We start from the raw sequence: 12885 nt of genomic DNA, 5'->3' as shown, positions 1-12885 counted from the left end.
GGCATATATTTCTTGAGCAAGAAGTGCTGAAGGAAAATCACTTCACCTGCCTTCTTACAAGCAAGACACAAAACATAAGATCGCCATTCGGCAATAGCAATTGTTTTAATTATTTCTTACCGAAACAATCAACCTGACTTCTGCGTTTGTGACTATGCAAGTGCGTATATTTCGCATTTGATTACTTGCGGCTGACTTTTACTTCTCTTATCTGACTCCACTATTTTCCTTATCAATCTGAACACTTATGAATTTAACCGAACTCAAGAAAAAACCGATTGGCGAACTGATCAAGATTGCTGAGTTTATGGGCCTTGAAGGAATGGCTCGTAATCGTAAGCAAGACATTATTTTTGCCATTTTAAAACGCCATGCCATGAATGGCGAAGAAATCTTTGGTGATGGTGTTCTCGAAATCCTCTCTGATGGTTTTGGTTTTCTACGTTCAGCTGCGGGTTCTTACCTTGCAGGCCCAGACGATATTTATGTCAGTCCATCGCAAATTCGCCGTTTTAATTTGCGCACAGGCGATACCATCACAGGAACCATTCGTCCACCTAAAGAAGGCGAACGTTATTTTGCGTTGCTAAAAGTCAACCAGATTAACTACGATACGCCAGAAAATTCTCGCAATAAAATTCTTTTTGAAAACTTAACCCCGCTTTTCCCAACTGAACAACTGATTATGGAGTTAGGGAACGGAACTACAGAAGATTTAACTGCACGTGTAGTTGACTTGATCGCTCCAATTGGTAAGGGTCAACGTTCGATTATCGTGGCACCGCCAAAAGCGGGTAAAACCATGTTATTACAGAACATTGCGCAGTCTATTGTTCGTAATAATCCTGAAGTTTTCCTGATTGTACTTCTGATTGATGAACGTCCAGAAGAAGTCACAGAAATGGAACGCAGTGTGCGTGGTGAAGTGGTCGCATCTACTTTTGATGAATCACCAGCACGTCACGTTCAGGTGGCTGAAATGGTCATTGAAAAAGCCAAACGTCTGGTCGAACACAAAAAAGATGTGGTGATTTTGCTGGACTCTATTACGCGTCTGGCACGTGCTTATAACACGGTCATTCCATCTTCAGGAAAAGTCTTGACCGGTGGTGTCGATGCCCATGCACTTGAACGTCCAAAACGTTTCTTTGGTGCGGCACGTAATATTGAAGAAGGCGGTTCATTGACCATCATCTCAACTGCACTGATTGAAACTGGCAGTAAGATGGATGAAGTGATCTACGAAGAATTCAAAGGGACAGGTAACCAAGAGATCACGCTGGATCGTCGTATTGCTGAAAAGCGTGTTTTCCCTGCCATGAATATCAAAAAATCAGGCACACGTCGCGAAGAACGTTTGATGGATGAAGATAATCTTCGTAAAGTCTGGATTCTTCGCAAACTGCTTCATCCTATGGATGAATTGGCAGCAATGGAATTCTTGCTTGATCGTATGAAAGAAACCAAAACCAATGATGACTTTTTTGATCAAATGAAACGAAAAGCTGCGAACTAAAATTTTGTGTTTTTTGATAAAAGGCTGTCTTGATGACAGCCTTTTGTTTTGGTTGACTTTTATTACATAAATATACAATTGATAGTTTAAAATGTTAAAGCACGTGTAACCACATGATAAATTTTAAGCAACGCTTCAAAAAATGCTTATGTTTTAAACTCTTAACTATTAATTATCCAATATAAATGACGACTTTAATTGTTATTATCTGTTAAAAAGATCTTCATTTTATCGGTTTTTTTAGTGATTTTTAATGCCAGCCAGTAGTATTTCCTTATAGGCAATGATAGCATATTTGCAGACCAGTTAGACTGCTCTATGCGTTGTTACCTAGCTTCGTTTAGGAATAATTAAAGCACAAACAGTTTGACACCGGTTTTTTTTAATCTCACAAATTTTATGAGAGTGATGCCATGTTATTCAAAAAAATCGCTATTGCTGCTGCTATCGCTACTACTTTAGCTTTCGTTGGTTGTGCAAAGAAAACTGACGAAGCTGCTGCTGACGCTAACGCTGCTGCATCTGAAGCTACTGCTGCTGCATCTGAAGCTGCTGCTGCTGCAACTGACGCTGCTGCTGTTTCTGCTCCAGAAGCTGCTGCTGCTGCATCTGACGCTGCTGCTGCTGCTGACACAGCTGCTGCTGCTGCAACTGATGCTGCTGGTTCAGCTACAGACGCTGCTGCTGCTGCATCTGAAGCTGCTCACTAATCTAGTTTTTAGATTAGCAGTTCAAAAAGAGAGCTTTTTAGCTCTCTTTTTTCATTTAAATTTATAGATAAATTCCTGTAAGAATAATTAAAACTCAAACGGATTTTTATCAATGCTTTCTAATTTATAATTCACTTATCGATTACCTTCCCCCTCGAACGTTGAATATTTTGAAAGCAGCTTGATTACCATTAAAAAAATGATGATTTAACTCATACTCCAAACACTTTGAGAATATAAGCAAAACGAAGACTGAGCTCGAGGCTATTTCTATTGGAGCTTAAATTAAAGATCCATCATCATTTCGTACCATAGAATCAGCGTATAATTAGGATTTAAGATATATCTGAGAATTTAATTAAGATGATCAGCTAGATGAAGATAAGCAACAAAATCAAACGGTCTAGCACTTTCAGATCAAGAGAAGTATTTGTATAAAAATAAAAAATTAGAAACGGTTATGTTTTAAAGTCGGCTCAATATCGTCCAGATAAAATAAAAAAAGAGCAGGTTAATCCTGCTCATTTCCTACGCGCTGTCTAAACTTCTGACCCGCTCTAAAGGTGACCACACGACGGGCAGAAATCGGAATTTCTTCACCAGTCTTAGGATTGCGTCCCGGGCGTTCACGCTTGTCACGCAATTCAAAATTACCAAAACCCGAAAGTTTGACGTGTTCGCCAGCAATTAATGCCTGACTAATTTCGTCAAAGAACAACTCAACCATTTGTTTTGCTTCACGACGATTTAAGCTCGTGAGCTCACTTAAATGATCCGCCATGTCTGCTTTAGTTAATGCTGTCATGAGGCCCTCAATGTCGCTTGATAAGTGTTTTCCAACACTTCTATAATTTGATCCATACCTGATTTAATTTCAGCATCTTCAAGCGTACGTGAAGGATGTTGCCATAGTAGTGCAAATGCTAAAGAACGTTTGCCCTGCTCAACACCTTGACCCGTATACACATCAAACAACCAACTAGAATCCAGAAGGTCTCCACCTGTTTGTTTAATTAACTGCTGAATATCACTCACATTTATATTATCACTGATTAATAGCGCAATATCACGTCGAACTGATGGAAAACGTGATAATTCTGTAAAATTAGATACATAAGATTGCAAAACTGCGCTTTGATCTAACTCTGCTACCCAAGTTACACCTAAATCCAGATCATTTTCAAGTGATGGATGTAAACGTCCTAAATAGCCAATCGATTGACCATTTACGACGATTTCAGCAGATTGTCCCGGATGTAACCAAGCACGTTCAGAACGGATGTATTCAACCTGTACGCGACCTGCCGCTAAAATCTGTTCAACCTCGCCTTTGAGATCAAAGAAATCCATCGCTTGAGCTTTCGCATGCCATTGCTCTGGAATGTGAGAACCCACCGCAATTAAAGCCAAAGTTGGGATTTGTTTTAAATCATGAATCGACTGGGCATTTTGGTAGTCAAAACGTAAGCCTAATTCAAACAAACGCACACGATTTTGCTGACGATTTAAGTTGTATTGTACACATGGAATCAAGCTCGACAGCAAGGTACTGCGCATCACGGCTAAATCACTTGAAATCGGGTTGGCTAATGCCAGCGGATTTACGGCTGGGTTCAGTTGTTTTTCCAGTTTTAAGTCAGCAAAGCTAAAACTGATCGCTTCTTGGTAGCCTAATGTCGCAATGGTTTGACGCAATTGATCTTGTTCAAAACCATCCTGATAAGCACTAAATTTCACATCGATTTGTGGCAGACGAATTTGAATATTGTCATAACCATGAATACGTGCAACTTCTTCAATCAAGTCTTGATAAATCACCATATCATAACGATGTGATGGTGGCACAACTGACCATTCACCTTGCGCTTTCACCGTGACTACACAACCCAGACGCGTTAAAGCATCAGCAATAAACTCCGCATCGACCTGATAACCAAGTAGTGCATCGACCTGCGCCTGATTCAATTCAATTGCTTTGCGCTGTGGCAATAACTCAGTCTTTTCAGCTGAGCTGATTGGACCAAATTCACCACCCGCATATTGCTGAATTAATTGCGAAGCACGAATCATTGCCAGCATTGGCAGTTCAAAATCAACCCCACGTTCATAGCGTTGTGATGAATCCGTATGCAAACCGAAACGTCGCGCACGACCAGCAATCGCAAGAGGTGCAAAGAATGCGCTTTCAAGGAAAATATCTTGAGTATCATCGGTGACGCTCGATTCAAGACCGCCCATGATTCCTGCAATTGCCAAGACTTTCGCGTTATCAGCTATCACCATAATGTCAGGATTGAGTTCAACTTCCTGTTCATTCAGTAACATCAACTTTTCATTCGACTGAGCTTGACGTACCTGAATATCGCCTTGCAATTTCGCCAAATCAAAGGCATGCATCGGCTGTCCCAGTTCCATCAATACATAGTTGGTAATATCCACCAAAATACTATGGGTACGAATGCCTGAACGTGCTAAAGCTTGTTCCATCCACGCAGGTGTAGGGGCTTTGACATTGACATTTTTAACAATACGACCCAAATAGCGAGGTGCGCCATCGGTTGCCAATTGCACTTGTTTTTGATCGGCAATGACTGCCTCAACCGTTGCAATTTCAGGCTGAGTAACAGATAACTGATTGATCACACCAATTTCACGGGCAATTCCACGAATACTAAAACAGTCACCACGGTTTGGCGTAATACTGATATCAATGACATTGTCATCAAGTTTTAAATAGTCACGAACATTGACACCCACTGGCGCATCATCAGGCAACTCCAGCAAACCATCGATTTTATCTTCTAAATCAATTTCTGAAGCACCGCAGAGCATTCCTTGTGATTCCACACCACGTAGTTTGCCTTTTTTAATTTTAAAGTCGCCCGGTAATACTGCACCAATGGTCGCTACAGGTGCTTTCATGCCCACACGTACATTCGGCGCACCACAGACAATTTGCAAAGTTTCGTCCGAACCGATATTGACCGTGGTCACACGCAAGCGATCTGCATCTGGATGTTGTTCAACGGTAAGAACTTCACCCACCACCACACCTGTAAATGGTTTAGCTACAGGAGTAAGTTCATCGACTTCCAGACCAAGCATCGTCAATTGGTCAGCCAAAGTGTCGCTATCAATCGCTGGGTTAACCCAAGTGCGCAACCAGTTTTCGCTAATTTTCATTTGTATAAAACCTTATTTAATTCTGAAAAATGTTTAAGCAAATTGGCGTAAGAAACGCACATCATTTTGGTAGAACATACGCAAATCGTTAATGCCATAACGTAGCATTGCAAAACGTTCTACCCCTAAACCAAAGGCAAAGCCTTTGTATTTTTCAGGATCAATTCCTGCTGCCTGTAATACATTTGGATGTACCATGCCACAGCCTAAAACTTCTAACCAGCGACCGCGCTCATCCATAATGTCCACTTCAGCACTTGGTTCTGTGAACGGGAAATAAGATGGACGGAAACGTACTTTCAAATCTTTTTCAAAAAATTCATTGAGCAGATTAACCAGTAAACCTTTTAGTTCAGCAAAACTGGTGTTCTCTGCAACATATAAACCTTCAATCTGATGAAACATCGGCGAATGTGTTTGATCTGAGTCACAGCGATAAACACGTCCCGGACACACAATACGAATCGGTGGCTGCGTGGTTTCCATGGTACGAATTTGTACGCCAGAAGTATGTGTACGTAGCAAATGATTGGCATCAAAATAAAACGTATCATGCATGGCGCGCGCAGGGTGATGTCCCGGAATATTTAAGGCTTCAAAGTTATGATAATCATCTTCAACTTCTGGACCTGTCGCAACCATGAAACCTGCTTTGGTGAAGAACTGACAAATACGTTCCTGCACCTGAATAACTGGATGAATACTACCCGTATGCTGACCGCGTCCCGGCAAAGTAATATCAATGGTTTCGCTCGCCAATTTTTGTTGTAATGCGGCTTGTTGCAATGCATTTTGACGTTCAGTGAATGCACTATTGATCGCTTCACGAACGGCATGAATGGCCGCCCCCTGAGTTTTTCTCTCTTCAGGATCCATTTTGCCCAATGCTTTCGATTGCTCTGCAAGCTGGCTTTTTTTCCCTGTAAATTGAACTCGAACCTGATCGAGTGCAGCAAGGTCTTGAGCCGCTGCAATGGCAGCAAGCGCGTCGGTGGTCAGGGCTTCCAGTGACATAGTAACTCTCAAAGCAACAAAGTTATAAATAAAATAAAACTCTGCATTCTAACAGTTTTTCGGCACAATGATGAAGATCAAACACAGGAAAATTACACGGAATGATATCTTCCTCTAGTCATATGAATGATAAAACGTATAAGATTGAAAACAGTATGGACAAGAAAACTGAACAATGGCACTTGATCAAATCTGGAAACAACAACTGACACTGGTTACTTTTGGCAATGAATATCTCAGCCACGAACTTAGTTTTAACCGTTGGTTACAACATTCTATTTTTTATCAGCATTATTTTCAGTTCCGTGATCTTCACTCCCAACATTTGCTCGCCCAACATTTTCAGGTCTGGCTCGAAGGGTTAAAAAAACAGGGCGTCTATCGTATTAGCCTACATCTCTCAAATCTACTGACTGATGAACAGAATCCGAATGCCAATGTAGAACTATTGCCCTTTGCACACTTTATTGTAAGTCATGAGAAAAATAAAAAAACTGCATGGATTTTAGGTAAAGAGCTTGCCGAATGGTACTTCAGTGACAATGACTTTGAAATTCCAGCATCACAGCAAGCCACCTTGCATCAGGAAACTTTTTGGCGTTTTGATTTATCAGATAAACTCTGCAAAAAAATTGAAGCCGATTTAAAAGAATCTGACTGGGATGAAATTCAAACATTTATTGAAAATGAACTCTTTCGAAGTAAATATGCGCAAGGTTTTGTTGAACCAGCCAATCGGGATTTACCCTATTATGGAATAGAAGCGAATCTTGTACACAAACCTGATGGTTCAACCTTGCAAGACATGCAATATCTGGCATTGATTCCAACTGATTATGCAGCAGATGTGGCACATGAGCTTTTGCACCGCACCGAGGCTCTAGCGAACTTTATCGAGCATTTGCGTCTGCATCCGTACCGTGAATCTGGTGAAATGCTCACGCCTGAAGATCAGATTAATCTACGTAATTTTTCTCAAAAGCTCGACGACTTAAATGCCAAACTGATTGTTAAAATTGCCAATCATTACAAATCTGCACAGCGTACAGCAGTTGAAATTGCATCACCACTTGATCCACAGACCCAGACGATATTACAGAGCAAATCTCGCTCTGAATCTCATCATCCACCTCATAAAGTCAGTTCATCTGCTGTCATTAAACTGATTATTTTGACGATTATTATTTGCGCTTGTGCCTATTATTTTGGTCTATAGTCTAGTTAAACCTAGACTTCACTTTACTGCATTGAAACAAAGGATAGATCTAGGTTTTAGATAAAGCCATAAGAACACGAATCTTGCATTAAAAAGTAGGTCGAATTTTTATAATCACTTTATGCCCACCATCATGTTGATTGACAATGTGATGAACATTTTCAATTTCACCTTCAACCTCTGCATCAGGTCCATAAAAGATTCGGATTGTTTCACCTTTTCTCGGCAAAATACTCAGTTCTGTCTCTATTGTTCCTTGTTCTAAACCTTCTACACTGACTAACATTTTTTTCTTCGCCTTTGCTTTTCATGAACTTTACTGTAGAAAAATTTGAAGGGCGATGTCTATTTCAACATGTTGATGTTGTGTAATTTTAAATTCAATGGATTTCTGTCATCAGTCTATTTTTATTTCTCTTTTAAGAAAAAAAATAAATAGGATTTAAATCGTGATGAAAGACACTTCATTAAAACCTTATAACTTTATTCATTATAATTTAAGTCATCTTCATGCACATTGATAAAATCAGGGGTAGGCGTTTGCTCAAATTGTACCGCGATAATCTCCAAATCACCCTGTAGCTTTGCTTTAGCCACCCGATGCATACCATCCATAACACGACCATCTGCGCTTAGAATAATGGGATAGGCTAAATCTGCCTGTTCGATGAGTTGAATATGATCAAGAATTTGCTGTGTGGTGGGGACTTGCTCTGGAAACCAATAGGCTTCATTTAACTCGATAATTTGACTGAGAAAGACTTTTTTGGTCTTTAAGTTTTTGGATAAGGCGACAAGCCGATGCACATCCCAAATATAACTATCTTCACCCACTTCACGGAAATGATATTGTTTACGCATTTTAAAACTCTAAAAATTATTATCAAATACAAAGACAAATGCGTGACATAAAAAAGACCGCTAAAAAGCGGTCTCCTTTGAATCTCTAAGCTTATGCAGCTAATGCGCCTTTCGCTTTTTCAGCTAAAGCAGCAAATGCTACTGCATCATGCATAGCGATGTCAGCTAATACGCGACGGTCGATGATCACTTGAGCTTTTTTCAAGCCATCGATCATACGGCTGTAAGACAAACCGTTTTGACGAGCACCCGCATTGATACGCGCAATCCATAAAGCACGGAATTGACGTTTCTTCTGACGACGGTCACGGTAAGCGTATTGACCAGCTTTGATTACCGCTTGGAACGCTACGCGATAAACGCGTGAACGAGCACCATAGTAACCTTTAGCGCGAGCAAGAATTTTTTTGTGACGACGATGAGCCACTACACCACGTTTTACACGAGCCATTTATAATCTCCTTAGATGTATGGGCACATACGACGAACTGAATTCATGTCAGAAACATGAACCATTACACAGCCGCGTAATTGACGGATACGTTTAGCAGATTTTTTGGTCAAGATGTGGCGCTTGAACGCTTGTTTACGCTTAAAACCGTTTGCAGTCGCTTTGAAGCGTTTAGCTGCACCACGGCGAGTTTTTAACTTAGCCATAGTAACCTCTTTTAGGCACCTGTTCGGCGCGTTTGCACCATTGCAAATCGACCTGCAGGTAAGGAAGGCAGTATGATATAGCATCTTTGCTCAAAACAAAAGCAATTCAAGATAAAATTTGAATCAGGTTCAAGTCCTTCAAAACTTCAGAAAAGTCTTGGTTTTAAATTTGTATGTTTCGTCATTTTTTAAGAATAGAGCTTTATAATTAAACCAATATTCTCAATATACGATAGTTATGAAAGCCAAGCAGGATGCTTTTGCCGCACTCCGATATCGTGATTTCTCCATTATTACTGTTAATCAATTTTGTCTGACACTTGCCATTTTGATTCAGGAAATTATTGTCGCCTATTCTTTATATCAATTGACCCGAGACCCTTTAACACTTGGATTGATTGGTTTAGCAGAAGCCATTCCCTTTATTAGCCTGTCGCTTTTTGGGGGCTATGTGGCAGATAAATTTAATAAGCAGCGGATTATGAAAATCTGTTTGTTTTTTTCCTTTCCATTGCCATTGGTACTTTGGAGCCTGTTTCACTTATATGGACTAAATCAAATCAGTGTACATACTCTGGCACTGGGGATTTATGCGGTGATTTTCTGCTTTGGTGTCATTCGTGGTTTTTACAGTCCATCGGCAACCTCACTTAAACCATTTTTGATTCCCCGAGCACTTTATGCCAACGGTGCAACGTGGACCACCATCGGCTGGCAAAGTGGCGTAATTTTGGGGCCAATGTTAGGTGGCTTTATGTTGGCATTTTTAGGTCGTGAAACCAGTTTATTCAGCGTTTCTATTCTTTTATTTAGCTGCTTTTGTCTCATTTTATTATTGAAAAATAGAACCTTCCCTGCCATTGAACATGAAAATATCTGGTCAAGTCTGGGGGAAGGATTCCGGTTTATTTTAAAAACCAAAATTGTATTATGGGCGATTTCTTTAGATTTAGTTTCTGTGCTTTTTGGCGGTGTCATCGCTTTACTGCCTATTTTTGCCGAAGATATTTTAAAAGTTGGCCCAGAAGGTTTAGGTTATTTGCGGGCTGCGCCTTCTATTGGCGCATTATTGACCATGATTGCCTTAACCAAGTTTCCACCCACGCATCACGCATGGCGCAATATGCTATTGGCAGTCGCAGGTTTTGGCGTATTTACCATCATTTTCGCTTTTTCAAATCATATGTGGCTGTCACTCTTTGCTCTGGCGATGACTGGGGCTTGCGATAGTATTTCTGTCGTAGTACGTCAAACGATTTTGCAAATTTTTCCACCAGAAAATATGCGAGGTCGTGTAGCTGCGGTGAATGGCATGTTTGTCTCCAGTAGTAATGAACTGGGTGCATTTGAGTCGGGTTTGGCTGCGAAATATATGGGAACCATCGCCGCTACCATTTTTGGCGGCTGTATGACATTGGCCGTAGTGGTCTTAAGCTGGACTAAAACCAAGGACTTGTTCCATGTGGATATTAATAAAGGCTCAGATCACTAACTGTTTATAGCAAGAGTCAGTTTTATGACTGTTTCCCACTGAAATGAGGTGATTTGCTCTCAGATACGCTTTAGTCTGCATTTTTTTGTTGCGTGTATTTCCTGAACAGGGAATACTGCGCCACAATGCTTTAACAACCAAAACCATTTAAGATGAAACAATCTATTTTTTGCCTTGCACTTTTTGCAGGTATCGTCGTAACTCAGGTTAATGCCAAAGAGAACTCGTCTCAACTTGCACCACAAAAAAGCTCCGCACTACCCGCTCATTTAACGACACGTATTGAATGGCGTGAATTTCCAAAGCTCAATTATGATAATGCAGATTTACAAGGCCAAGATAGAGCAGCTATTTTACGTGTTGCTGCTGATGAAACAGGCACAGTGACTCAAGTCAACGTTCAGGAAAGTACAGGCATTAAAAAGCTGGATGCCTTGCTGGTCAAAGCCACAGAACATGCCAAGGTAAAACCTTTTCAACAAGATGGTAATTTGATTTCTACCATTGGGTATCAAACTTTTAATCTAGACTATAAAGAAAATGATACGACGACCGAATGTGTTTACTCTTTTGCTTCAAAAAATTGGCTCAGACAACAATATGGAAAATCGGTGCCTTTTCAGTATGTTCAGCAACCTGTTTTAAACATACCGCGTGAGCAACTTAAAGGGAAAGATCGCCTAGTGCGCTTTGATTTTAAAGTGAATCAACAAGGCGAAACGACTAAAGTCAAAATCAAAAAAGGATCTGGTATTTATGCTCTGGATGCACAGGTCATGCAAGCAGTGACCAATGCCAAAGTTGACGTACCTAAAAAGCTTTGGTTATTTAAAAAATCAAACCTCAAAGATGAAATCTATTTTAAATTGAATGAATGCTCGACCCACTAAAACCTGACTGACTCGAAAGACCACTTTCTGGTCAGTTGATCACACCAACATAAAGCAGGTAAATAAAACAATAACGCCCTGCTTTTGCCAGACTCACCACGATGAGGAACCGCCAGAAACTTTCTTTTAATACCCCTGCAATGAGTGTAATCGGATCCCCAATCACCGGCAGCCAACTCAGCAATAATGAGTAAAAACCATAACGGTGATAAATATTTTGTGCTTTTTCTAATTGGTTTTCTGAAACAGGAAACCATTTTTTATGTTTAAGATATTCAATTTTAACCCCCAACCACCAATTGACACAGGAACCGAGTACATTTCCAACAGTCGCGACTATCAATAACGCCATAACCGAATGCTGTTTGAGGACGAAAAGAGAAAACAGCACGGTTTCTGACTGAAGTGGTAACAGCGTTGCAGCACCAAATGCAGATAGGAATAAAAATAGATAAGCCATAAATGGATCTTTGACAAAAGCTGTTTCTTTTTATCAAAGATCGAGACATGTTGCAGTAAAAATCAAATCACTTGAATGGATAACGCTTTTTGTACCGCAGGTCGTGCAGTCAATCGTTCGACATAATCCTTCACATAAGGATAGTCGTTTAAGTCAATGGATTGCCATTCATAACGTAACACCCACGGTAAAATGGCCATATCGGCAATTGAATACTCACCTGCCACAAATTTTTGTCCAATTAACTGGGTGTTCAACACCTTATATAAACGTTTGGTTTCAGTCACATAACGCTCAATTGCATAAGGAATTTTTTCTTTGGCAAATCGACCAAAATGATGGTTTTGTCCGAGCATCGGGCCAAAGCCGCCCATTTGCCACATTAACCATTGTTCGACTTCAACCCGCTCTTGCTCATCGCTCGGATAATATAGCCCTGTTTTACGCCCTAAATATTGTAAAATTGCACCCGATTCAAAAATTGATATCGGTTCATGATGTGGACCATCTTGGTCAATGATGGCAGGAATTTTATTGTTAGGAGAAATTTTTAAAAAATCAGGTTGAAACTGGTCATTTTCTAAAATATTAATTGGAAAAATCTGATATTCCAGTCCCATTTCTTCAAGTGCGATGGTGATCTTATGGCCATTGGGAGTTCCCCAATAATATAGGTCTATCATGAAATACCTGCTTATCCTATTTTTCTATCTTTAAGTCTTTGTATACGTTTATAGCACAATTTTTAGCCTGTACTAAACCTATAAAAAGTGATTTAGTTTAGCAGTGACTTTGCTTAACAACCTTAAATAAAATCATTGAATGAGAATTCATTGTGCTTTTTCGCAGCAAATAGATGAAAAAAAACGCAGCGTTTCGGCTGCGT

General features: G+C 40.2%; 14 protein-coding genes. 5 read left to right on the top strand and 9 right to left on the bottom strand.

Annotated features, from left to right (window positions below; genetic code table 11):
- Positions 1-247: 247 nt before the first annotated feature.
- Both rho and E0D95_RS13670 read left to right on the top strand, forming a co-directional pair.
- Positions 248-1516: a transcription termination factor Rho gene (gene rho / locus E0D95_RS13675; RefSeq protein WP_130804496.1), complete on the top strand. Its 1269-nt coding sequence runs from the start codon at positions 248-250 to the stop codon at positions 1514-1516.
- Between the two features lie 413 nt (positions 1517-1929).
- A complete protein-coding gene (locus E0D95_RS13670) occupies positions 1930-2226 on the top strand; it encodes a hypothetical protein (protein ID WP_130804494.1) in 297 nt (98 codons plus the stop codon).
- 511 nt (positions 2227-2737) lie between these two features.
- On the opposite strand, the gene E0D95_RS13665 is transcribed toward E0D95_RS13670, so the two are convergent.
- The 3 genes from E0D95_RS13665 to pheS are packed head-to-tail and all read right to left on the bottom strand — an operon-like array spanning position 2738 to position 6423.
- Entirely contained in the window at positions 2738-3031 is a 294-nt protein-coding gene (locus E0D95_RS13665; RefSeq protein WP_004993038.1) for an integration host factor subunit alpha, read from the bottom strand.
- Positions 3028-5409 (bottom strand): phenylalanine--tRNA ligase subunit beta, encoded by a 2382-nt coding sequence (pheT, locus tag E0D95_RS13660; RefSeq protein ID WP_130804492.1) that lies wholly within the window; start codon positions 5407-5409, stop codon positions 3028-3030. The genes E0D95_RS13665 and pheT overlap by 4 nt, the downstream gene beginning before the upstream one ends.
- Before the next feature lie 33 nt (positions 5410-5442).
- The gene (gene pheS, locus E0D95_RS13655) at positions 5443-6423 is read right to left on the bottom strand and encodes a phenylalanine--tRNA ligase subunit alpha (protein WP_130804490.1); all 981 of its coding nucleotides are present in this window, start codon (positions 6421-6423) and stop codon (positions 5443-5445) included.
- Between the two features lie 175 nt (positions 6424-6598).
- Here pheS and E0D95_RS13650 point away from each other — a divergent pair, with 175 nt between their 5' ends.
- Positions 6599-7639: a hypothetical protein gene (locus tag E0D95_RS13650; RefSeq protein WP_130804488.1), complete on the top strand. Its 1041-nt coding sequence runs from the start codon at positions 6599-6601 to the stop codon at positions 7637-7639.
- Between the two features lie 88 nt (positions 7640-7727).
- On the opposite strand, the gene E0D95_RS13645 is transcribed toward E0D95_RS13650, so the two are convergent.
- The 4 genes from E0D95_RS13645 to rpmI form a co-directional block, all read right to left on the bottom strand.
- Positions 7728-7925 (bottom strand): hypothetical protein, encoded by a 198-nt coding sequence (locus E0D95_RS13645; RefSeq protein WP_130804486.1) that lies wholly within the window; start codon positions 7923-7925, stop codon positions 7728-7730.
- 197 nt (positions 7926-8122) lie between these two features.
- Complete coding sequence (locus E0D95_RS13640; RefSeq protein WP_130804484.1) at positions 8123-8500, bottom strand: hypothetical protein; 378 nt, start codon at positions 8498-8500, stop codon at positions 8123-8125.
- Between the two features lie 91 nt (positions 8501-8591).
- Positions 8592-8951 carry a 50S ribosomal protein L20 gene (gene rplT, locus E0D95_RS13635; protein ID WP_000124858.1) on the bottom strand — a complete coding sequence of 120 codons (360 nt, stop codon included), beginning with the start codon at positions 8949-8951 and terminating at the stop codon, positions 8592-8594.
- 11 nt (positions 8952-8962) lie between these two features.
- Positions 8963-9157 carry a 50S ribosomal protein L35 gene (gene rpmI, locus E0D95_RS13630; protein WP_002054552.1) on the bottom strand — a complete coding sequence of 65 codons (195 nt, stop codon included), beginning with the start codon at positions 9155-9157 and terminating at the stop codon, positions 8963-8965.
- Between the two features lie 238 nt (positions 9158-9395).
- On the opposite strand from rpmI, the gene E0D95_RS13625 reads away from it, so the two are divergent.
- Both E0D95_RS13625 and E0D95_RS13620 read left to right on the top strand, forming a co-directional pair.
- Positions 9396-10649, top strand: coding sequence for an MFS transporter (locus E0D95_RS13625; protein WP_130804482.1), 1254 nt, complete (start codon positions 9396-9398; stop codon positions 10647-10649).
- 152 nt (positions 10650-10801) lie between these two features.
- On the top strand, positions 10802-11539 hold the full coding sequence (locus tag E0D95_RS13620; RefSeq protein WP_130804480.1) for a TonB family protein: 738 nt from the start codon (positions 10802-10804) through the stop codon (positions 11537-11539).
- Positions 11540-11570: 31 nt separating this feature from the next.
- Here E0D95_RS13620 and E0D95_RS13615 read toward each other — a convergent pair whose 3' ends face one another.
- Both E0D95_RS13615 and E0D95_RS13610 read right to left on the bottom strand, forming a co-directional pair.
- A complete protein-coding gene (locus E0D95_RS13615) occupies positions 11571-11999 on the bottom strand; it encodes a YqaA family protein (protein WP_130804478.1) in 429 nt (142 codons plus the stop codon).
- Positions 12000-12061: 62 nt separating this feature from the next.
- Positions 12062-12682 carry a glutathione S-transferase N-terminal domain-containing protein gene (locus tag E0D95_RS13610; RefSeq protein WP_130804476.1) on the bottom strand — a complete coding sequence of 207 codons (621 nt, stop codon included), beginning with the start codon at positions 12680-12682 and terminating at the stop codon, positions 12062-12064.
- Between the last annotated feature and the right edge of the window lie 203 nt (positions 12683-12885).

The organism is Acinetobacter ihumii, assembly GCF_900625095.1.
In the GTDB taxonomy this organism is placed as follows: domain Bacteria; phylum Pseudomonadota; class Gammaproteobacteria; order Pseudomonadales; family Moraxellaceae; genus Acinetobacter; species Acinetobacter ihumii.
The sequence above is the reverse complement of the archived record's forward strand: the minus strand, read 5'-3'. Positions and strand labels throughout refer to the sequence as shown.